The 21104-nt window shown below is 62.6% G+C and carries 17 protein-coding genes; 6 read left to right on the top strand and 11 right to left on the bottom strand.

Features of this window, described 5'->3' with window-relative positions; all coding sequences use genetic code 11:
• Positions 1–23: 23 nt before the first annotated feature.
• A complete protein-coding gene (locus BMY91_RS00860; RefSeq protein WP_090819020.1) occupies positions 24–827 on the bottom strand; it encodes an alpha/beta fold hydrolase in 804 nt (267 codons plus the stop codon).
• A 128-nt stretch (positions 828–955) separates the two neighbouring features.
• Between BMY91_RS00860 and BMY91_RS00855 the strand changes: the two genes are divergently transcribed.
• Positions 956–2473, top strand: coding sequence for an S-layer homology domain-containing protein (locus BMY91_RS00855; RefSeq protein ID WP_090817027.1), 1518 nt, complete (start codon positions 956–958; stop codon positions 2471–2473).
• 173 nt (positions 2474–2646) lie between these two features.
• On the opposite strand, the gene BMY91_RS00850 is transcribed toward BMY91_RS00855, so the two are convergent.
• Positions 2647–3552, bottom strand: coding sequence for an alpha/beta hydrolase (locus BMY91_RS00850; protein ID WP_090817023.1), 906 nt, complete (start codon positions 3550–3552; stop codon positions 2647–2649).
• A gap of 243 nt (positions 3553–3795) precedes the next feature.
• Positions 3796–5259: a protein adenylyltransferase SelO gene (locus BMY91_RS00845; RefSeq protein ID WP_090817020.1), complete on the bottom strand. Its 1464-nt coding sequence runs from the start codon at positions 5257–5259 to the stop codon at positions 3796–3798.
• A gap of 229 nt (positions 5260–5488) precedes the next feature.
• Between BMY91_RS00845 and BMY91_RS00840 the strand changes: the two genes are divergently transcribed.
• Positions 5489–7027 (top strand): PQQ-binding-like beta-propeller repeat protein, encoded by a 1539-nt coding sequence (locus BMY91_RS00840; RefSeq protein ID WP_090817016.1) that lies wholly within the window; start codon positions 5489–5491, stop codon positions 7025–7027.
• Here the strand turns inward: BMY91_RS00840 and BMY91_RS00835 are convergent.
• The 6 genes from BMY91_RS00835 to paaA are packed head-to-tail and all read right to left on the bottom strand — an operon-like array spanning position 7024 to position 11877.
• Positions 7024–7803, bottom strand: coding sequence for an enoyl-CoA hydratase/isomerase family protein (locus tag BMY91_RS00835; protein ID WP_090817013.1), 780 nt, complete (start codon positions 7801–7803; stop codon positions 7024–7026). The two genes, BMY91_RS00840 and BMY91_RS00835, sit on opposite strands and share 4 nt — an antisense overlap.
• 8 nt (positions 7804–7811) lie before the next feature.
• Positions 7812–9017, bottom strand: coding sequence for a 1,2-phenylacetyl-CoA epoxidase subunit PaaE (gene paaE / locus BMY91_RS00830; RefSeq protein WP_090817010.1), 1206 nt, complete (start codon positions 9015–9017; stop codon positions 7812–7814).
• A 10-nt stretch (positions 9018–9027) separates the two neighbouring features.
• Positions 9028–9585 (bottom strand): 1,2-phenylacetyl-CoA epoxidase subunit PaaD, encoded by a 558-nt coding sequence (gene paaD / locus BMY91_RS00825; protein ID WP_177179816.1) that lies wholly within the window; start codon positions 9583–9585, stop codon positions 9028–9030.
• 5 nt (positions 9586–9590) lie between these two features.
• Complete coding sequence (gene paaC, locus BMY91_RS00820) at positions 9591–10508, bottom strand: 1,2-phenylacetyl-CoA epoxidase subunit PaaC (protein ID WP_090817005.1); 918 nt, start codon at positions 10506–10508, stop codon at positions 9591–9593.
• Positions 10505–10882: a 1,2-phenylacetyl-CoA epoxidase subunit PaaB gene (gene paaB / locus BMY91_RS00815; RefSeq protein ID WP_090817001.1), complete on the bottom strand. Its 378-nt coding sequence runs from the start codon at positions 10880–10882 to the stop codon at positions 10505–10507. The genes paaC and paaB overlap by 4 nt, the downstream gene beginning before the upstream one ends.
• On the bottom strand, positions 10882–11877 hold the full coding sequence (paaA, locus tag BMY91_RS00810) for a 1,2-phenylacetyl-CoA epoxidase subunit PaaA (protein ID WP_024817856.1): 996 nt from the start codon (positions 11875–11877) through the stop codon (positions 10882–10884). Before paaA ends, paaB begins: the two co-directional genes overlap by 1 nt.
• Positions 11878–12100: 223 nt before the next feature.
• Between paaA and BMY91_RS00805 the strand changes: the two genes are divergently transcribed.
• Both BMY91_RS00805 and BMY91_RS00800 read left to right on the top strand, forming a co-directional pair.
• The gene (locus tag BMY91_RS00805) at positions 12101–13771 is read left to right on the top strand and encodes an alkaline phosphatase D family protein (protein WP_090816998.1); all 1671 of its coding nucleotides are present in this window, start codon (positions 12101–12103) and stop codon (positions 13769–13771) included.
• A 153-nt stretch (positions 13772–13924) separates the two neighbouring features.
• Positions 13925–14992 carry an LCP family protein gene (locus tag BMY91_RS00800; RefSeq protein ID WP_090816995.1) on the top strand — a complete coding sequence of 356 codons (1068 nt, stop codon included), beginning with the start codon at positions 13925–13927 and terminating at the stop codon, positions 14990–14992.
• Between the two features lie 11 nt (positions 14993–15003).
• Here BMY91_RS00800 and lepB read toward each other — a convergent pair whose 3' ends face one another.
• Together lepB and BMY91_RS00790 are read right to left on the bottom strand one after the other, a co-directional pair.
• A complete protein-coding gene (gene lepB / locus BMY91_RS00795) occupies positions 15004–15726 on the bottom strand; it encodes a signal peptidase I (RefSeq protein WP_090816992.1) in 723 nt (240 codons plus the stop codon).
• A gap of 176 nt (positions 15727–15902) precedes the next feature.
• Positions 15903–16331 carry a VanZ family protein gene (locus BMY91_RS00790; RefSeq protein WP_090816989.1) on the bottom strand — a complete coding sequence of 143 codons (429 nt, stop codon included), beginning with the start codon at positions 16329–16331 and terminating at the stop codon, positions 15903–15905.
• A gap of 296 nt (positions 16332–16627) precedes the next feature.
• Here BMY91_RS00790 and BMY91_RS00785 point away from each other — a divergent pair, with 296 nt between their 5' ends.
• Together BMY91_RS00785 and BMY91_RS00780 are read left to right on the top strand one after the other, a co-directional pair.
• The gene (locus tag BMY91_RS00785; protein WP_090816986.1) at positions 16628–20161 is read left to right on the top strand and encodes a hybrid sensor histidine kinase/response regulator; all 3534 of its coding nucleotides are present in this window, start codon (positions 16628–16630) and stop codon (positions 20159–20161) included.
• Positions 20158–21078 (top strand): GGDEF domain-containing protein, encoded by a 921-nt coding sequence (locus tag BMY91_RS00780; protein ID WP_090816984.1) that lies wholly within the window; start codon positions 20158–20160, stop codon positions 21076–21078. The genes BMY91_RS00785 and BMY91_RS00780 overlap by 4 nt, the downstream gene beginning before the upstream one ends.
• The last annotated feature ends 26 nt before the right edge of the window (positions 21079–21104 follow it).

Below are 21104 nucleotides of genomic sequence, written 5' to 3'. Positions count from 1 at the left end.
ATCGACGAGGGCCACCCCGTACATCACCCAAGAAACCCCACCACATCCCCCGCCACCCGCTCCGGACATTCCCACAGCACCAGGTGCCCGGTCTCCTCATAGATCTTGAGACGGGATCCCTGGATGCGCCGTGTCAGGGTCTCTTCATGGTTCCGTGGCACCAGGTGGTCGTAGGCGCCCCAGAGAATCAGAGTGGGCGCTGAAATACTGCCGGCTTCCGTCGGCGGGACGGCTTCGTAGAAGCCTCGCAGCGATTCCTTCCAAACAGACGCGGGCATGGCCAGACCGTCCTGCACACGGTCCTCTATATAGGACGCGGGAACGGTGTGCAGCAGCCGGTACCAAGACAATGACACGCGCACCCACTCCTCCGAGATCGGATCAGTCAGAGAATCCACTTCGGCGGCAAACGCCGGCTTGCCGTGGAGGCTCAACGGCGCCCCCACCAAAATCAGCGATGCCACAAGATCGGGCCGCGCCACCGCCAGTTGCTGCGCCACATACCCCCCGCTGGACGAACCCAGCACGTGGGCACGAACAAGGCCCAGGGCATCAAACAGGGCCACGACGTCTTCGGCTACCTCCACCAACGAATAACCGCCCGGAGGTTTCTCAGCAAGACCATGTCCACGCAGGTCCGGTGCCACCACAACCACATCCGGGAGTGCGGCAATCAACCGCTCGAAACTCCGCCAGGACTCACCCCAGGCGTGCAACATAACCAACGGCGTGCCGCCGTCGTCGACCGTTTGCTCAAGGTGACCTCGGACAAAACAGGGAACACTGATGCCGGTCCGCAGAGCTACAGTCCTGACCTCGGACTCCATGGACCCAGAGTACGCCCGCCACGCCGGAGTCACGAGGTGACAAGGTTCCTGACGGAAGCCATCCCGCCTGTACGATCCCATGATGTATGCGCTGCTCAGAGCGCTCTAATCGAATATGGGGAACCCAGATGCCCAAGGCACTTTCGTGGTTGGCGATCCTATCGCTGACCACGTCGGCGGCTGTCTTTTTGCCGCAAACCGCGATCGCTTCGGACAAAGCAAGCGTCGCTTCTCTTCTCTCATCATTGACCGTCGCGGCCGAATCAAATACCGGCTACAACCGCGACCTCTTCCAGCATTGGGTGGACTCCGATCAGGACGGTTGCGATACACGCTCCGAGGTCCTTCAACTCGAATCCTTGACACCCGTGACGTTCAATCCCGGTAACTGCACTGTGGCAACAGGTAAGTGGACCTCTTGGTATGACGGCGCGACATGGACAAACGCCTCCGACGTCGACATCGACCACTTGGTCCCACTCGCCGAAGTGTGGGGTTCCGGCGCAAGCGCCTGGACGGCCGAACAGCGCCGCGACTACGCCAACGACCTCACCTTGGACGTGGCCCTCGAAGCTGTGACCGACAACGTGAACCAGTCCAAGAGCGATCGCGACCCGGCCGAGTGGATGCCGCCGCTGGCAGGAACAGCGTGCCGATACGCAACAGACTGGGTACTGGTGAAATACCGTTGGCAGCTGGCAATCGACCAAGCTGAATCGGCGGCCATCTCATCGGCCATCCAAGGCTCCTGTGCAACCACGCAGGTCACCATTCCCACAATCGCCATTGACGCAGCTCCCACAGAGCCGATCACGTTCAGCGACGTCAACAGTTCCACCCAGTTCAACGCAGAGATCTCTTGGCTCGCATCGCAAGGGATCTCCACGGGTTGGGTAGAAGCCAACGGGACGCGCACCTACCGTCCGCTCAGCCCCGTAAACCGTGACGCCATGGCAGCGTTCCTGTACCGCCTGGCCGGCAAACCTGCCTTCACTCCCCCGGCGACGTCGCCGTTCACTGACGTGACGCCGTCGAGCCAGTTCTACAAGGAAATCACCTGGCTGGCAACGAGCGGCATCTCAACGGGCTGGACCGAATCGAACGGTTCCAAGACTTTCCGCCCCCTCACGCCCGTCAACCGTGACGCCATGGCAGCGTTCCTGTACCGCTTCGGCGGCAACCCGGACTTCTCCGAGCCGGGCACTTCCCCGTTCGAGGATGTCCCTGTGGGAACCCAGTTCTACAAGCAGATCACCTGGCTTGCCGCGCAGGGCATCTCGACAGGTTGGGACATCGGCTATGGCTGCCGCGCGTATAACCCGCTCCAGCCAGTGGCACGTGACGCCATGGCAGCGTTCATGTACCGCTTCGTCAACGGCGGCACAGGTGGAATCACAGGCAACACGTGCTCTCCTCCCCCTCCGCCCGTTGTAACACCCCCGCCCACGCCGCAGCCGCCCGTGACTCCCCCGGTCACCCCGCAGCCGCCGGCGAACCCTGGCAACACCAAGAACTGCACGGACTTTGCCACATGGCGTCAGGCCCAGGACTGGTTCGACTACTACTACCCGTGGTACGGCGACATAGCAGGTCTTGACAGCGACGGCGACCGCATCGCCTGCGAGAATCGCCCGGGTCACCCGTAGCGGAAAGCACGACGGCGGTCCCTGGCTTCGAGAGCAGGGCCCGCCGTGGTAACGGGCCGGGCGCACGCACCAAGCAAGGCACTCGGTCAATTACCAGCTAGCGGCATTAGAGTTGAAGTGTCCCGCCTGATCCCCCATCAGGCGGGACACTTGCGTTGTCGCCGGGTCTTGGCCTAAAGGCTCCGGCCGGCTTTCCAACTCCGGAACCCCTCAGCGATATCCGTGGCGTGCGTGTGATGGAGGTAGTGCTCACCCGGGAGGGGCACCACGGTACCGTCCCGGACGCTCTCTGCTTGCCTCTCATGAAGTCCCAGCCAGTCCGGGTTCTGTGCGTTCTCAGACACAGCAAAGAGAAGAAGGGGCAGCGCCTCGGGGAAGACCGTTCCCTGGGCACGTTCGAAATTGGTGGCTATGTGGGTCATTTCGTTGAGGTAAGTGGGAGTGATGGAGTTGCGGTTGCTGAGCATCCGCATCTGCTCACGGGCATGTTCCGAGTACACGTCGCTGTAGCCGTCATTTAGCGCGGCGACAATGCGGAGCAGACCGAGATTCTTCGCGGCGGAGAGCAACCCGGTAGGGAACCCGGCGTCCATACCGGGCTGTCCGGGAACGCTGGAGTCGATGCCCACGAACGCTGATACTTCCTGCGGATAGCGGGCTGCGTACTCAATGCCGTAAATACCTGCGATGGAGTGTCCCATCAGGACGTACCGGTCAACACCCAGCGCCTCAAGGGCCGTGTGGACCTCCGCGACGATATTCTCCGTGGTCCGTTCCCGATCAGTGCCGTCGCTGAGGCCGTAGCCGAAGGGTTCAACAACAATCACACGATGATCTGTGGCGAGGTCCCTGACCAACGGCGCAAAATCGAGGACGGGAGAAGAGGTACCAAACCCGGGCAAGAGCACAATGTTCTCCCCTGTCCCGCTCATGAAGACGTTCATCTTGCCGCCGTTAACGTCCACGCGCTGGCCATAGGATTCAATCCGGTGGCTCTCGGATTCACTGGCAACCACATTCACCACGGTGGTGGTCGCCAGGCCGACCGCCAGTACCGCCCCAACGGCAGCGGCCCCCATCAGCATTTTCCTAACAGACCTCTTCAACCGTGCCTCTCCACGGGCACACCATGCGCCCCCTATCTCCAGCCTTGTGGATAGTGGAGCCGCGCGCGTCACCCCTGGGTGTGCACTTATGTACTGCCTTGGTGGTACACGAAGATCGTCCTCACGATGAATCATCGTTCCGAGGGACCGGTTGAAGCGGAACGGCAGGGTCGGAAACAGGCAGGCAGAATCTCAACCTGGCTGGCCCCCGCTCAGTTACGTGCCGCAGAAAGTCCGGTACGGTCCGAAGCTTTCGGGCGCGGGCGTGGCAAACTTTTCCAGCCCAGGGCGTTCTTTGTATGGATCGGATACGGCTTCGAGCAACCGCTCCGATGGAACCACGTCCCCCTCTGTTGCGGCGGCGAGCGCCTCCTCCACCAAGTGGTTGCGTGGGATGTAGATCGGGTTGACCCTGTCCATGGCATCCGCATCCGGCTTCAGTGTCCGCCAACGATCCAGCCAGGCGTCGAACGCCGCCAGGTCAAGGATCATTCCGCGTGCGGGTTCAGCCTGCCCGCGGGCCGCCTTTCCCAGAACGCGGAAGAACGAGGTGTAATCCGCCCGTGTCTCCTGCACCAGCTCAAGCAGGTTATCCACCAAGGGTGAGGCAACGTCGTCGTCAATTCGCTCCGGTAGCCCAAGCTTGGCTTTCATGCCCGCAAACCAGGCAGTGCTGTACTGCTCGCGGAACCCCTTCAGTGACCCGACGGCAAGGGACACCGCCTTCTCCTCATCCTCATGGATGAGAGGCGCGAGTGACTCGGCAAAACGGGCAAGGTTCCACTCTGCTACCAGCGGCTGATTGCGGTAGGCGTAGCGGCCTGTTTCATCGATGGAACTGTAAACCGCTCCCGGGTCGAAGCCCTCCATGAAAGCGCAGGGACCGTAGTCGATGGTCTCGCCAGACACTGTCATGTTGTCCGTGTTCATCACCCCGTGCACGAACCCGACCAACATCCACTGCGCCACAAGTGTCGCCTGGACAGACACGACATCCTGAAGAAGGCCCAAGTAACGGTTGGGTTCACCGTCCGACGACGGGTGGTGACGTTCGATCGCATGATCGGCCAGCCGGCGCAACAGGCCCAGGTCGTTGCCGGCCCGGGCGTATTGGAAACTGCCAACTCGCACATGGCTGCTGGCCACCCGGGTCAGGACCGCCCCTGGAAGGAGCCTCTCGCGCTGCACCTGGCTCCCTGTCCTGACGACGGCAAGGCTCCTGGTAGTGGGAATGTTCAAAGCATGCATCGCCTCACTGACGATGTACTCGCGCAGCATCGGACCGACCACAGCCCGGCCATCCCCGTTTCTTGCGAAAGGCGTACGCCCCGAACCTTTGAGGTGGATGTCGCGGAGCTTCCCGTCGGCACCGGAAATCTCGCCGAGGAGCAAAGCCCGCCCGTCGCCAAGACGCGGTGAGTACCAGCCGAACTGGTGACCTGAGTAGGCCTGAGCTACTGGTGTTGCAGCTTCCGGGACGGCATTTCCGATCAGCAGGCGGATGCCCTCCGGGCTTGAGAGAAAGTCAGGATCAAAACCGAGTTCGACGGCGAGTGGCCGGTTGAGTGCCACCAGCCGCGGTTCGGGAGCTTCTTCTGCCCGCCAAGGAACAGCCATCTCCGGGAAGTCCCGGGCGAACTGCCCTTCGAAAGCAATAGTGGAACGCGCGACGTCACTCATCTCCCAAGGATAGCCATCCCGGCCCCGGCCCCGGCCGGCAACCGATAATGTGGGTGCCCAGGATCTACCAGATGGTTCCTCGTGACGAACACCTTTGGCTGGTGAGGCAACGGGCGCATTCATCCGGGTCGGTGAGCTGTATTCTCTATCTGAGCCACGCTTAGCTGGCCTTTTCTGGTTTGGAACTCCGCCCTGCAGGTGCTGAACCATTGATGTTCCTGGGGGAACCATGAATCACTCTCCAACGGCGCCTCTTTCTGCCCGCCTGAAGTCTGTGGGAATCGGTATCGTAGCCGTCGGTGCAGCGATCTTGCTGTCGTCGTGCACCGCATTCCCGATCCCCGGCCTGCCCGTTGCTACGACACCAGCGCCGAGCAGCCCTCCGCTGGAGCGAAACACGGAGATTGCGACGGCGGCCTGGGAGGTGGCGCTCGAACCGATCGGCCAGCCTGTGGTTGCCGACGGTGTTGCGCTGGTTTACGCCAAGAGCGCGACAGGCGTCTCTGCCCACGCCGTTTCCGTTGCCGATGGCAAACAACTGTGGACTCAGCCCGTCCATCCGGGCTACGAGGCACCTTCGGTTCCCTTGGAACCCGTTGTCAGCAGGACAGCCGCGGGACGGAGCGCCGCGATCTTCCTGCAGGCCGCTTCTGCACCGGCTGGCCTCGACACTGACGTGGCATGGTGGACTGCGCCTGTTGCCTTTGATCTGAACACCGGCAAGGAACTGTACCGCGGACGGCCGGAAGTGGTCAGCACCCGCCCCTTCGCCTGCGATGGATTTTTCGATCTGTGCTTTATCGCCTATGACGAAAAGTCCGAGTCGGTTGAGCACTGGGTGGACCTTGAATCCGGAGAGGAGTCCGGAGGGGCTGATATCAACCCGCTTACCGGGGTCTTCGGGCCGGTGGGCAAGGAACTGTACTCAGTGGTGGAGGACGGCGTCGAAAAGCTGGCCCACGTCGCTTACGGCGAGGTCCTGTGGGAACTGGAGCTGGAGAAGGTATTTGGTAAAGGGGCCTCCACCGATTTCGGCCGGCACTTCGCCTACTCCGAAAAACTGGACCTCTATGTGGGCTCGGTCGGAATCAACCCAACGGGTGTTGAACCCCAAAATCTGACCAAACAATCGTTGTCGATGAACCTGCGCGAAACCACTAAGACGGTAGGCTTCCGGGCTTCCAGCGGGCAGGTGTTGTGGACGGCGGACGGCTCCACCCTGGATTGTTCACAGACAATCGGAACCGAGGCCACCACGTTGGAGGATGGGGATTCCTTTCCCGTCCGGTGCGAGTTCACGGAGGGTTTCATCGAGTTTCCCTCAGGCAAATACCGGAGCGCCAAATCGAAGCTGGTTGGCTACGAACCCCTCACCGGCGACGTCTCATGGGAGACCGAACCCGTGGATGTCGGATGGAATACCCGTGAACTTGTTCCCACAGCGAGCCATGGCGACCTTGTCATTGCCGGCGTCCCGATGAGTCAGAATCTCCTTGATACCCGGACTGGAAAATTCCGCGGCACAAGCTTTGAAGATGTCTTTGTGTGTTTGGAGCAGGCAACGTATCCCATGCCGCCCGATGGACCCTATAAGGATGCTCCCGGTTCAGGCTCGTTCTGGGCATTCCCGTGCATGAAAAGTGGCTCCGCCGTACCTGCACTCACCTATGGCGCCCTCACCGATGTAACCACCACGGATCAGGACATGGCGGTCATATCCTTGGAAGGCAAAGTGGCCGGGTACAAGCTCCTGAAGGACTTCGTCTAGCCTTTGAAAACCGGCGCCCGTTTCTCCTGGAACGCACGGAAACCTTCGGCGTAGTCGTCGGTTTTGCACAGCCGCGCCTGCTCCGAGTTTTCCTCGGCCATGGAAGCCCACAGGCCCAGGCGCTGATCGCGAATGTGTGCCACGAGTTCCTTCGAAGCATTGAAGGCTTCGGTGGCACCAACGGCAACACGGGAAACGATGGCCCGCGTCTCCTCCAGCAATACATCCGCCGGCATGGCCCTGCTGAACATCCCCTGCGCTACAGCTTCGGCACCGCTCATGAGGTCGGCGGTGTAGATCAGGTCCAGTGTGCGGTGCACACCCAGACGTTCCGTAAAGTACCAGTGCCCACCGGAATCCAGCGTGGCTCCCAGCTTGGCAAAGGGTGAACCGAACTTGGCGTTGTCCGCCACGTACACAACATCGGTGGCAAGCAACAATCCCAGTCCAACCCCCAGGCAGGCACCATGCGCGGCGGCGAACGTCGGTGCCGGGAACGCAGCCATCTTCTTCAGCAATGGCTCCACGAGTCCGCCGAGGTACGCCTGGGCGTCATCGGTTTCCGGTGTCACCCCTGAAATGTCGCGGCCGGCACAGAAGGCGCGTCCCTCTCCGCGAAGCAGCAGCGCCCGCACCTCACCGCGGGAGGCGGCGGCAGCAGCGTCGTCGTACGCTTTGTCCAGTTGGGCAAGCGCGTCCTCGTTCAGCGAGTTCAGCTTGTCCGGGTAATTGAGGACGATTTCGGCAATGCCGTTGGCAATGGAGAGCTCGATCATGGGACTCCTTAGACGTCGAAGTCGACGGTAACTTCTTCGCTGGTGGGGTGGGACTGGCAAGTGAGGACGTAGCCCTTATCCAGCTCGTCCTGTTCAAGGGCGTAGTTCTCATCCATGGTCACCGTACCGGTGACCAACTTGGCACGGCAGGTGCCGCAAACGCCGCCTGCACAGGCAAAGGGAACGTCCGGGCGTACGCGCAAAGCAGCGTTAAGGATGGACTCCCGGGCGTGGGTGGGGCTGGCGACATCGCCGGTCAACCCGTCCAGGGTGAAGGTGATCTTGTACGTGTCCTGTGACTCGTCCTCCACAACGGGACGGCCGGCGTTGCCCTCGGGACGGTCCGGACGGCCAGTGGTGAACAATTCAAAGCGCACGTGCTCAGGCTCCACGCCGCGCGCTGCAAGGGTGTCACGGCACAGCTGGACCAGCTCAAACGGCCCGCACAGGAACCATTCGTCAACATCCTCGGATCGAATGGCACTGCTCAGCAGCGCTTGCAGCTTCTCCGAATCGATCCGACCAGTCATGAGCGGCGCAATGCGCTGCTCGCGGGACAGTACGTGGTGCAGCGCCAGGCGCGACGGGTACTTGTCCTTCAGGTCCGCCAGTTCCTCCAGGAACATCACGTCCATGGCGGCTTTGTTGGCATACACCAGGTCAAAGCGGGTCTCGGAGTTGGCGGCCAGCAGTGTCCTCGCGATCGCGATCACCGGCGTGATGCCCGAGCCTGCGGCGATGGCCACAAAGCTGCCGGGCTCCCCCGCCAACTCCTCCGGATGGTTCATGGAGTTCATGACGTTGTGCTGGACGGACGAGCCATCCTTGCCGTGACGCGAAATGAACGCGCCCTGCGGGCTCATGACATCCAGGACATCGCCGGCCTTCAGCTCAGCGTTGGCCCACGTGGAAAAAATACCGCCGAGGTCCTTCTTGATGGCCACCCGGATCTCGCTGCTGCCGTCCTCGAAGCTGCGCGGCTCTGCGCAGATGGAGTAGCTGCGGCGGACCTCGTGCGGCTCACCGTTGTCATCAGGAAGCGTGGTGCGCAGTGCCACGTACTGGCCGGGAAGGTAGTCATACTGGCCGGCGAGCTCGGCGGGAACACCGAACGTGACCTCGATGGCATCGTCCGTGAGGCGCCGGACTTCAGCCACGGTCAGGTTATGGAAAGACGCACGACGGCGGCTGGCCGTCTGTGTTTCGGTGGTCATGGCTGCTTCCTTAGAGAACTTTGAAGTAGTCGAACGGTTCCTTGCAGTCCTGGCAGACGAACAGTGCCTTGCAGGACGTGGAACCAAAGCGGGTGAGTTCCTTGGTGTTCAAGGAGTTGCACTGGGGACACTTGACGGCGAGGCTCAGGCGCACAGGACCGGAGTGGCCACCCGCGGCAGCCATGCCGCTGGGCGGAGCGATCCCGTATTCCTCCAGTTTGGCCTTGCCGGACTCGGTCATCCAGTCAGTGGTCCACGCCGGAGACAACACCAGGTTGATGTGGACGCTGGCGTAGCCCTCCTTCGCAAAAGCCGTCCGCAGATCGTCACCAATGGCGTCCATCGCCGGGCAACCCGAGTACGTGGGCGTGATGGTGACCTCGACGGCGGTACTTGAGGCGCCGCCGTCGTGCTGGTCTGCCGCTTGCGTCGGCAAGACGCGCACGCCGCGCAGGATCCCCAAGTCCTCAATGGTGAGAACCGGGATCTCCGGATCGCAGACAGTAGACGCGATGTCCCACGCCCGCTGCTCTTCAGTACGTTCCTGCGTCCGTGACTGCGTCGTCATGATGGTCACCAGCTCGCGCCGGGATGCTCGCGGGCCAGGACCTGCATTTCAGCAAGGATGTAGCCCAGGAATTCGGAGTGCTTACCCTTGCGGCCGCCGCCCAGGGACTGCGGGACGCCGGGGATTTCCAGTTCGGCCTCAGCCATGATCTCACCGGTGAGGCGGTCGAATTCGGCGCGGAGGCTGGAGGGCTGAACCGCGACGCCGGCCTCGGCCAAGCGCGTAGTGAGCTCATCGTCTTCGAAGAGTTCGTCCACATACGGCCACACCAGTTTGAAGCCTTGAATGATTCGTGCTCGGGACTCATCCGTGCCGCCGGCCAAACGCAGGACCCACTGGGCACTGTGGTCGCGGTGGTAATCCACTTCCTTCACAGCCTTCGCGGAGATGGCTGCGATGGTAGCGTCCGTGGACCCCATGAGCTTGGTGTAGAGCTCGTATTGGTAGAAGCTCACAATGAACTGGCGGGCGATGGTCACCGCGAAGTCCCCGTTGGGCTGCTCAAAGAGGTGTGCGGAACGGAACTCGTGCTCACGGCGGAAGTAGGCGAGATCGTCTTCGGACTTGTCCCATGCGGCGCCCGCGTACGTGAGGAAGGAACGCGCGTGGCCCAGCTGGTCCAGCGCAATGTTGCCAAGGGCGATGTCTTCCTCGAGCTCGGGAGCACGGGAAATCCAGTGGCCCAGGCGCTGGGCGAGGATCAGGCCGTCGTCGCCGATGCGCAGCGCGAACTCGGCAACGTCTTCGGTGGGCTTGACCTGGCCGCGGCTGATTTCCAGCGCAATGTCCTCGGGCCGCAGTGCGTTGCCCGGAGTGATTCGGGTGGCGCTGGCCGAGCCGTCGCCGGACGCACCGGCTCCATGGACGCCAACGGAGATGTCGCCGTGGCCTTCGATGGCGAAGTCAGTGTCTTTGGTAGTCACAGGTGCTTCACGCCTTCGCTCTTGGTGTAGTACGTGGCATGCCGGTAATCCTTGCCCTGCGGGGACTCGAAGAAGGAGCCCTTGGAGTCAGGATCGCTGGAGGAAATAGCCTCGGCAGGGACCACCCAGATGGACACGCCCTCGTTGCGGCGGGTGTAAAGATCCCGCGCGTTCCGTAGCGCCATGGCGGCATCCGGTGCGTGCAGGGAACCTGCGTGCACGTGGGACAGGCCGCGGCTGGAGCGCACAAAGACTTCCCAAAGGGACCACGGGGATTCCTGGTGCTGTTCCGTAGTGGCCGCTACTTTGGGCGCTTCGCGGTTGATGTGGCTGGCGGCGCTGCCAGGTGCTTCCGGGTTTCCGTGGGGAGCCATTATGCTGCGTTCTCTTTCTGTGCTTGCTTGCGGGCGTACGCCACTGCGGCTTCGCGGACCCAGGCACCGTTTTCGTGTGCCTCGCGGCGGCGCTCGACGCGCTGCGAGTTGCAGGGGCCGCGGCCGGCCAGGACTTCCTTGAACTCGTTCCAGTCCAGGGGTCCGTGCTCCCACTTCTTGGTTTCTTCGTTGAAACGGATGTCCTTGTCAGGGAGCGTCAGCCCGAGGACCCGGACCTGCTCCACCATCATGCCGACGAACCGGCTGCGCAGCTCGTCATTGCTGAAGCGCTTGATGTTCCAGGCCATGGACTGCTTGGAGTTGGGTGAATCGTCATCCGGCGGGCCGAACATCATCAGCGACGGTGCGTACCAGCGGTTCACTGCATCCTGGGCCATCTGCTTCTGTGCAGGCGTGCCGTTGGAGAGCTCCAGCAGGATCTCGAAACCCTGACGCTGGTGGAATGACTCTTCCTTGCAGATGCGCACCATTGCGCGGCCGTAAGGACCATAGGATGCACGGCACAGGGGCACCTGGTTGCAGATGGCGGCGCCATCAACAAGCCAGCCGATGGCTCCCATGTCTGCCCAGGAAATCGTGGGGTAGTTGAAAATGGACGAATACCGGGCCTTGCCGGCAATCAGGTCTTCCATCATCTGGTCCCGGGACTGGCCCAGGGTCTCGGCCGCGGAGTACAGGTACAGGCCGTGGCCCGCTTCGTCCTGGACCTTGGCCATCAGGATGGACTTGCGCTTCAGGCTCGGTGCCCTGGTGATCCAGTTGGCTTCCGGCTGCATGCCGATGATTTCCGAGTGTGCGTGCTGCGAGATCTGGCGCAGCAAAGTCTTGCGGTAAGCCGCAGGCATCCAGTCGCGCGGTTCGATGCGCGAGTCCTCCGAAATGATGCGATCAAAATACGCCTGTCCGGCTGCCTCCCGCTCCTGCTCCTCCGGGGACAGCTCAGCGGGCACTGACTGCAGATTCTGCGATGCCATGGTTGCTCCTAATAAATTACCGACCGTTCGTTCAGAATATGCGGAGTGGACGTTTTCAGTCAAGCTTTTGGGCCGCCGCACAGATTCTGCTGGATCATTCCAATCTGCCCGGCCAGCCGCCCCCGCCACCACGCGGCGGAAGTGCAAGCCCACAAAAATGATCCAGCAGAATCCTTCACCTCAGCCTCACTTTCCGTTCACGGAGGCTCACCAGAGTGGACGTATGACTGACCTTTCGCGCCGCACCCTCGTTAAGACCTCCCTGGCCGGATTGGCCCTGACCGGCCTCGCCGCCAACGCAGCCCCAGCATCGGCCGCCCCCTCCGCCATCCCCCTGGTCCGCAAGCGCCTCACGCTCCCCACCGGAATCGCTACCGGGGATGTCACCACTGACTCAGCCGTTCTCTGGTCCCGCGCGTCCGGCCCCGGCCGGCTCACGGCACAGCTCCGTGCCATAGACAGCGCCGGCGAAATCCTCCGCGGACGTTACGGCTTCAGTCGCACCATCCGCGGACCCTTGGCCACCGAGGCCAGCGACTTCACGGCCAAGATCCACGCCCAAGGCCTCCCCGCTGGTACTCGCTTCGCCTTGGAACTGAACTTCGAGGACGAGAATGGAGCGGGGGAAGCAGTTCGCGGTACGTTCAGCACGGCACCCGGAGCGGGTTCTGCAAAGGGTCAGCTGGACGACGCCGCTGATGACGCGCGTGGGGGCGGCGGGCCGGCGTCGTCCTCCCAGTCCTTCGTCTGGACCGGCGATACCGCAGGCCAGGGCTGGGGCATCAACGAGGACCTGGGAGGCATGCGCGGGTACAAAGCCATGCACGCCACAAAGCCGGACTTCTTCATCCACTCCGGCGACACCATCTACGCCGACGGCCCCATCACCTCCTCCGTCACGGAAAAGGACGGCCAGGTGTGGCGGAACATCGTTACCGAGGAAGTGTCCAAAGTGGCCGAAACGCTCAAGGAATACCGTGGCCGGCACCGCTATAACTCCCTGGACGCCAACATGCGCGCCATGTTTGCCGAGGTCCCCGTGATTGCACAGTGGGACGATCACGAGACCACCAACAACTGGTACCCCGGCGAGATCCTGGACGACCCCCGCTACACCGAGCGGAACGTCAACGTCCTCGCTGCGCGCGGCCGCCAGGCCTGGCAGGAGAACATGCCCATCGCGGACTCAGCGGCACTGTGGCGCCCGGGAACGTTCGACGCCGGGCGGTACCAACCCGCGCGTATCTACCGGAAGATTTCGCGCGGCCCGCAGCTGGACGTCTTCTGCCTGGACATGCGGACGTTCAAGTCCCCCAACACGGACGGCAAGGAAAGCTACGCCACCAACATCCTGGGGCAGGAGCAGGTGGATTGGCTGATCAAGGAAGTGCGCAAGTCCAAGGCGACGTGGAAGGTGATCGCCGCCGACCTGCCGTTGGGCATCATCGTCCCCGATGGCCCTGTCAACCAGGAAAGCCTGGCCAACCGGGACCACGGTGCTCCTCTGGGCCGTGAGCTGGAGATCGCCGCCGTGCTCAGCGCCTTCAAGAAGTACAGGGTGAAGAACACTGTGTGGCTCACCGCGGACGTGCACTACTGCGCTGCCCACCATTACTCCCCCGAGCGCGCCGCTTTCACGGATTTCGACCCCTTCTGGGAGTTTGTGGCCGGCCCCATCAACGCTGGATCATTTGGTCCGAATGAGATGGACGGGACGTTTGGACCGGAGGTGCTGTTCACCAAGGCCGGCCGATTCGCCGGCGAGTCCCCACGCGACGGCGAGAACCAATACTTCGGGCACGTGGACATAGCCACCGACGGGACGTTTACTGTAAGCCTCCGCAACGCCAATGGGGCCGTCCTCTACTCGAAGGAGCTCACCCCGCAGCGCTGACAGTTCCACTTCCCGGGTTGTTCAGGACTGTCCATGAACGGGATGTGCGCGCCTCCTCCATGGATCAAACTGATGCAGCACCCAGCTTGACCGGTGATTGCCACAGTATGCTGGGCCAAACCATCACTGCAGCCGCCGAAAACCAAGGAACACATGACGCTCCCGACAGAATCCCGAAATCCCTCTGCGGAACCGTCTTCACGCCCTCCCAAGAATGGTAAGAAGACAGCCCGGAATGTGCTCCTTGGCTTCGCGGCTGCTGTGCTTATTGTCGGCCTGGTTGCCGGTGCCTATGTCTTTAACCTGGCGCAGACCTTCAACTCAGGCACCACCAAGATCGATAACGCATTCCCTGAAGAGTCAACGCGCCCGCAGAAGGCTGCCGGGAACACGGCCATGAACATTCTGGTGATGGGCAGCGACACCCGCGGTTCCTCGGAAGTCGATGTGGAGACCGACGCTTCCACTGATCAACGTGCTGACACGCTGATGCTGGTCCACATTCCGGCCGACAGAAAAAAGGTCTACGCAGTTTCCCTGATGCGGGACCTCTGGATAGACATCCCCGGAAAGGGAGAATCAAAGATCAACGCCGCGCTTGCCTACGGCGGCGTCCCCCTGATGGTTCAGACGGTGGAGTCGCTCTTTCAGCAGCGCATCGACCACGTGGCCATGATCGATTTCGAAGGCTTCAAGGGGCTCACCGATGCCCTCGGCGGCGTGGAAGTTGACGTCAAGATCCCATTCGCACCCAACTCCGGCCCCATGGCGGGACACGTCTACGAGGCAGGCAAGCAGACGTTCAATGGGGACGAAGCACTGGCCTTCGTTAGGGAGCGCAAGGCCTTCAGCGATGGAGACTACCAGCGCGTGCGAAACCAGCAGGCCTACCTCAAATCCATCATGAGCAAGGTCATCGCCCGCGAAACGCTGACCAATCCGGTCACCATCAGCAACATGGTCTCCGCTGTTTCCCCCTTCGTCAGCGTGGACAAGAGCTTCGATGCCGCGGCGATAGGAAACCTCGCTTTGGGCATGAAGGACGTCCGGGCCCAGGACACCGTCATGTTTACCCTTCCGACCCTTGGCACAGGGACATCGGCGGATGGTCAGTCCATCGTCTTGGCAGACACGACTGCGATCTCCGATATTGCAGCTGCGCTCTCCAAAGATCAGCTGGACAGCTATGTGACTGCACACGCCCTGGAAAAGGGAAACTGAACACCGGTCGTTCAGCTTGGCGCCGGCACCTGGAGGGAACCTGCAGTTCCCCACTTGTGGAACGGGAACAGGAACCACTCAACCCGGCCAATGATGTCTGAGCGGGCAGCTGTCTTGGCGCAGCCGGCCGGCGCCAGGGCCCTCCGGCAGGCTGAAACGGAGTCGTCCGAATTGGAGCGGTGGTCACCGAGGAACAGGTACTGGTCCTCACCCAGAATGAGGGGGCTGAAGCAGCGCGGCGACCTCGCCGCCGTCGAGCAGTCCATGACTCCGCCCGCGAACGTCAGATCCTCGAAGACGTACGGTTCCGCACGTGCTTCCCCGTTGACTTTGACGTGACCCGTGACGTCGCAGCATTCCACGGTGTCCCCCGGCAGCCCAATGACCCGCTTCACCAAAAACTCGGTGTTTCCAGGACCGATGCCCGTCAGGTCCCCAAACCAGCCGACGGCCGTCCGCAGGGCGCCTCTTTGGGGCCCGGGCCCCCAGTCCGATGGCTTTCGAAAGACGACGACGTCCCCACGCTTGGGCTCCGCACCGGCATAGGCAGTCCGGTTCACCAGCATCCGGTCACCGACGTTGAGGGTCTGCTCCATGGAGCCCGAAGGCACCGAATAGACCCTCACGACGAAGCCTTGAACCAAGGACACAATCACCAGCGCCAGCACCAGGTGAATCCACGGAGATCGAAGGAAACGACGACGGCGCGTGGCGCCCGGAATCCGGCGGGCCATGATTCTTCTTTCCACTCGGAATGAACCATCCGGTGGGCAGGCTCAGTTGGTCCGACGTTACGACACCCGGCACGCAGGGCAACAGCAGTCGTCGTCGGAAGGGCTACGCCGCAGGGCGGCCCGTGTATCGCGCACTGCACGTCACTGCCGCCGTATCTGGGCCGCGCTGTGCACCTCTAAATCACTGAACGCAGAGCCGCCAGCCACTTCGCGAGTGCCAGGCCTGCCAGTGCCCCAAGGGTGTTCGCTATGACGTCGGACAGAGCCGTCACCCGGCCGGGTATGACCAGCTGGAGGACTTCGATGGCCACCGAGGACACGGCTGCCAGAAGCGCCACCGGCCACCAGTTCCACAGCGTCGGCCGCAGCAGCCGGACCAAGAGTCCCAAAGGGACAAACAGGGCGATGTTGGCAACGAACTCCACACCAACGTCGGCGGCATTGCGTGGCAAACCGAGGGCAGACAACCAGCCTGCAATGACCCCCACGAACCCAGTGACGTTGCTGGCTTCGCGCGCCGGCAGAAACACAACGAAGGACAGCGAAACCAGGTACACGATAAGAAGCGCTGAGAGCCACCGCGTGGTGTACTTCGGAGCCAACACCTCTCACCTTTCCTAACATCCGGGACGCCGCACAGATGTCCACACCGCCGTCCGGAGGCAGCTATCGCCCTGACAGCAACTATAGAAGTGAACCGGCCACCGGACTGGTGCGCCAATCAGCATGGGCTAGTCGTCCGCCGGTCACCCCCGGCTGTTTGAAACACACTGTGACGACAACCCCGTCAAAACGGCGTGATCTGCTACTCCACGGGCCTTTTCGGCGTATGCTCTCCTCAGCGCAGAGTCACGACGCGTTGTTCGCTTTTGGTGGGGCCACTTTTGAAGGCAGGGGTTCAGTGGCAGGAGTGAAGCACGGGGTTCTTCCGGTGCGCTCGTGGGCGCGGCATGGATGGCCCCTCTTTCTGATTCCGGTGGTGTTCTGCTTGGTGCTGCTGGCGTATGGGCTGGCCAGCGGACCAGGGACAACGACGGCGCAACTCGCCGGTGACTCGGCGATCCTCTTGGCGGCGCTCACGGCGCTGACCACCCACGCCATCGCAGCCCGGCGACGAGAGGACAACACCGCCGGGCGATGGTTCATTGTGGCGGGCTTGGCAGTCTGGAGCGCCGGGCAAACCGTGTGGACCATCAACGGCATCACAATGGACCACCAATACCCCTTCCCATCCTTGGCGGACATTGGCTTCGTTTGGTACGCCCTCCCAACCTCCATCGGCCTGGTGCTGCTGCTGCGCGGTCAAGGACTCCGGCTCTCCCTGCGCCGGACCATCCTGGACGCAGGCGTGGTGGCGAGCGCTACCTTCTTCATTGCGTGGAGCTCTGTACTGGGGCCCTTGGCCGGAGTCACAGATCAGGACGCCTTCGCCCAGATAACGCAGATGGCCTACCCCATCGCGGACGTTTTCATGGTCTCGGTGATCATCGTCCTGACCATGCGTGCGGCCCGTGGAAGGAGGCTGCCCTGGCTGAGCATGGCAATTGGCTTCTGGATCCTGGCCATTACTGACCTGACGTATATGCGGTTCACCCTCGAAGGCATCTCGGGTGTCACTGGATCCCCTTTGGCCTTGGGATGGGTGCTCGCCTTCCTCCTGGTAGGCCTCAGCCCGTTGCTCCCTGAAACAGGCAGCACGCGGAAGGATGGCCGAGCCTACGCCGCCGCCCTTGAACTGCTCCCCTACCTGCCGGTGTTCAGCGCCGTGTTCTTCTCCCGCAGCCGTCCCATTGGCCAGGATCCCATCCTCCTCATCACAGGGTTGGTGGTGGTGGCTTTTGTGATCGTGCGGCAGGTTCTGATCGTGGTGGAAAATGTGACGCTCACCCGGGAGCTTGAATCCAAGGTGGCCGAACGCACGGCCCAACTGGAGGGGCTCGGTGCGATCGTCAATTCCTCCGGGGATGCCATTATTGGCGAAACTACCGACGGCGTGATTACCAGTTGGAACCCTGGAGCAGAGCGCATCTTCGGTTACCCGGCGTCGGAAGCCATTGGCAGGAAGGGCGACTTCTTCGTTCCGCGGAGCCTACTGGAAACCGAACGTCTGGCCTTGGAAGGTACGGCGCGCAGCGGAGACGTGCAGAACTATGAGTCTGAACGTCAACGCAGGGACGGAGCAACCATCCCGGTGTCCGTCACCCTCTCCCCCGTTCGGGGCGAGTCCGGGATCCGCGGCGTCGCCACCATCTCCCGCGACATCACCGAACGAAAGGCAGCGGAGTCCGAGCTTCTCGCAGCACGTGAAGCCGCGCTCGAGGCAAGCCGCCTCAAGTCCGAGTTCCTGGCCACCATGAGCCACGAAATCCGGACTCCCCTCAACGCCGTGATTGGCCTGACCTCGCTCATGATGGACACGCCCCTGAGCGAAGGCCAACGGCAGTACGCCCAAGGCGTCAAAGGGGCCGGCGAAGTGCTCCTGACACTCATCAATGACATCCTGGACTTCTCGAAGCTGGAAGCCGGGAAAGTGGATCTGGACGTGAATGCGTTTGATCCCCGGGCGTTGGTTGAAGAGGTGGCGGGACTGGTTGCGGAAACCGCCCAGGGCAAGAATCTGGAGCTCATCTCCTACTGCCACCCCGACGTACCGGAAAGACTGATGGGCGATGCCGGGCGGATCCGGCAAATACTCCTGAACCTGTCCTCCAACGCGGTCAAGTTCACCCCCGCCGGCGAAGTCGAAATCCAGGTCTCGGTGGTCCGCAAGGATTCCGATGACGCGTCACTGCGGTTCGAAGTCCGGGACACCGGAATCGGCATCAGCGCCGCCGACCACCACCGCCTGTTCGAATCATTCGCCCAAGCGGACGCCTCCACCACCCGGCGCTACGGAGGCACAGGGCTTGGCTTGGCCATCTCACGGCGCCTCACCGAGGTCATGGGCGGTGAAATCGGCCTGGACAGCCAGCCCGGGGTCGGCAGCAAGTTCTGGTTCGTGCTGGATCTGCCGGTTGGCCCGCCCGCATCAGACACCGCCACGCTCCCTGCCACACTCGCTGGACGCAAGGTGCTGGTGGTGGACGACAATGCCACCAACCGCCTCGTGCTGGAATCCCAACTGGCCAGCTGGGGAATGCTGCCGGTAGCTGTCGCCAATGCCGCGGACGCCCTGGACGAGTACCGCGCCGCTGTTGTGGAGCACCACCCCTATGACATTGCGGTGGTGGACATGTGCATGCCTGATACCGACGGACTGGAACTGGCGCGGCACATCAAGAGCGAAAGCAATGGCTCGGGCGCGCCGGGCATCATCCTGCTGACCTCCACCATGATGGTGGACAAGGGCGTTCTGGCCGCGGCCGGAATCCGCGAGTACCTCACCAAGCCCGTCCGCAGCTCCGAGTTCTACAACCGGCTGCTGCGCCTCATGGCCACCAGGACTTCAGGGGTTACCTCCCCCGCGGCGCACCCTGCCATCCTTGCGCCGGAAGATCCAGTGCAACGGATCGGGAAGCTCCTGGTGGCCGAGGACAATGAAGTCAACCAACTGGTGGCACGGGGCATGGCCAACCGTCTGGGCTACGACGTGGACATCGTGGACGACGGCGCCCAAGCCGTAGCAGCGGCCCTCTCCGGGGGCTACGCGGCCGTGCTGATGGACTGCCACATGCCGGTGATGGACGGCTTTGACGCAACCCGGGCCATCCGTGCCCGCAACGGCCATGGGGCCCGCATTCCCATCATCGCCATGACCGCCGGCGCACTGAACGAGGACCGCGAGCGCTGCTTCGCTGCCGGCATGGACGACTACATCAGCAAGCCCGTGGACCTGGCAACACTCGGCGCAGTACTTGGACGCTGGGTTCCGGAACAACGGCAAACCCCGACGGCGGATGGCAGCTTTGCGGACCCAGCGGCAGGTGGCGTCGGGCCACAAGTTGCGGAAGCGCCGCCGTCGGACGCTGTTGGTGTGGGCTTGGCTGATACGGACGCTGTTGGGTCGGACGCTGTCGGGTCGGACGCTGTTGGTGTGGGCTTGGCTGATACGGACGCCGAAGCCGCAGACGCCAGCGTCCTGGACTCCGCGAGGCTGCAGATCCTCCGCGAACTTGGACCGGCGGACGGCCTGGGCCTGCTCCCGGAAGCTATCCGGGCTTTCCGGCAAGAAGCGCAGCTGGCCTTGGAATCGCTGCGCACCGCATTGGACTCCGGACAGGGCCCGGCCCTGGGAGCAGCCGGGCATAAACTCGCCGGCGCGGCATCGAACATTGGCGCGGTGGGTGCCGCCGCCCTGTGCAAGGATTTGGAACGGCTTGGTGGCGAAGCAAGCCCGGGCTGGGACGGCCTCGCCACCCCTGTGTTGGCCCAGTTGCAGGCCGAACTCGCCCGTGTGGACCTGGCCCTCGAACGCACTCTTTTAGGAGCTTCATGAAAGTCCTGATCGCCGACGACGACCAGATCTCCCGGATGATCACCAAGGCCGCCGTTGAACAATCAGGCCACGAGTGCATCGTGGCAGTGGACGGCGACTCTGCGTGGCAGCTCTACCTTGAGCACCAGCCCGAGGCTGTAGTGACCGACCTGATGATGCCCGGCCTCAACGGTCTGGACCTTTGCCGCACCATCCGGGCGGCCGAGGATGACAGTTACACCTACATCATCCTGGTGACCTCCCACGGATCGCGAAAGGATGTCCTGGCAGGCATGGAGGCCGGGGCGGACGATTACGTCACCAAGCCATTGGATCCCTTCAACCTGCATATCCGCCTCCTGGCTGCCCAGCGGATCACGTCCTTGCATGCGGACCTGGCCCGTTACCGCTCTGCCCTGACAGAGGAAGCCCGCACGGACCCCCTGACCAAGCTGCACAACCGTCTGAAGCTCACCGAGGACCTGGGCGCTTTGCATAACCGCACAGACCACAATTACTGCCTGGCGATGGTGGATGTGGACAATTTCAAGAGCTACAACGACATCTACGGGCACCAGGCCGGCGACGCCGCGTTGGTGGCCATTGCAACCACGTTGGCGCGCGAGGTCCGGAGGACGGACGCCGTGTACCGCTTTGGCGGCGAAGAATTCCTGTTGGTCCTCAAGGAGGAGTCCGCGGCCACTGCGGGGGTGGTGGTGGAACGTGTCCGGTCCGCTGTGCACTCCTTGAGGATCGAACACTCCGGTGACCCCGACGGTGTTCTGACCATCAGCGCCGGAGTCTCTGCTTCCACCGAGGGGCACCGTGCCGGGACTGAGCAACTCCTGCGCGAGGCCGATCTTGCCCTGTATGCCGCGAAGGCTTCAGGCCGGAACCGGGTGACCCTGGCAAACGCCCTCCCCCACGGATCCGACTGACGGGGAAGTCTCCCGGCGCTCTGAGC

Origin of the sequence: Arthrobacter sp. yr096, assembly GCF_900108925.1 — a bacterium.
In the GTDB taxonomy this organism is placed as follows: domain Bacteria; phylum Actinomycetota; class Actinomycetes; order Actinomycetales; family Micrococcaceae; genus Arthrobacter.
The sequence above is the reverse complement of the archived record's forward strand: the minus strand, read 5'-3'. Positions and strand labels throughout refer to the sequence as shown.

Excerpts from the sequence above, each read along its gene's own strand:
- BMY91_RS00860 (WP_090819020.1), bottom strand. The coding sequence starts at position 827 with ATGGAGTCCGAGGTCAGGACTGTAGCTCTGCGGACCGGCATCAGTGTT.
- paaD (WP_177179816.1), bottom strand. The coding sequence starts at position 9,585 with ATGACGACGCAGTCACGGACGCAGGAACGTACTGAAGAGCAGCGGGCG.
- BMY91_RS00835 (WP_090817013.1), bottom strand. The coding sequence starts at position 7,803 with ATGATCGAGCTCTCCATTGCCAACGGCATTGCCGAAATCGTCCTCAAT.
- BMY91_RS00780 (WP_090816984.1), top strand. The coding sequence starts at position 20,158 with ATGAAAGTCCTGATCGCCGACGACGACCAGATCTCCCGGATGATCACC.
- BMY91_RS00805 (WP_090816998.1), top strand. The coding sequence starts at position 12,101 with ATGACTGACCTTTCGCGCCGCACCCTCGTTAAGACCTCCCTGGCCGGA.
- paaE (WP_090817010.1), bottom strand. The coding sequence starts at position 9,017 with ATGACCACCGAAACACAGACGGCCAGCCGCCGTCGTGCGTCTTTCCAT.
- BMY91_RS00850 (WP_090817023.1), bottom strand. The coding sequence starts at position 3,552 with ATGGGGGCCGCTGCCGTTGGGGCGGTACTGGCGGTCGGCCTGGCGACC.
- BMY91_RS00800 (WP_090816995.1), top strand. The coding sequence starts at position 13,925 with ATGACGCTCCCGACAGAATCCCGAAATCCCTCTGCGGAACCGTCTTCA.
- BMY91_RS00845 (WP_090817020.1), bottom strand. The coding sequence starts at position 5,259 with ATGAGTGACGTCGCGCGTTCCACTATTGCTTTCGAAGGGCAGTTCGCC.
- BMY91_RS00840 (WP_090817016.1), top strand. The coding sequence starts at position 5,489 with ATGAATCACTCTCCAACGGCGCCTCTTTCTGCCCGCCTGAAGTCTGTG.
- paaB (WP_090817001.1), bottom strand. The coding sequence starts at position 10,882 with ATGGCTCCCCACGGAAACCCGGAAGCACCTGGCAGCGCCGCCAGCCAC.
- paaA (WP_024817856.1), bottom strand. The coding sequence starts at position 11,877 with ATGGCATCGCAGAATCTGCAGTCAGTGCCCGCTGAGCTGTCCCCGGAG.
- BMY91_RS00855 (WP_090817027.1), top strand. The coding sequence starts at position 956 with ATGCCCAAGGCACTTTCGTGGTTGGCGATCCTATCGCTGACCACGTCG.
- lepB (WP_090816992.1), bottom strand. The coding sequence starts at position 15,726 with ATGGCCCGCCGGATTCCGGGCGCCACGCGCCGTCGTCGTTTCCTTCGA.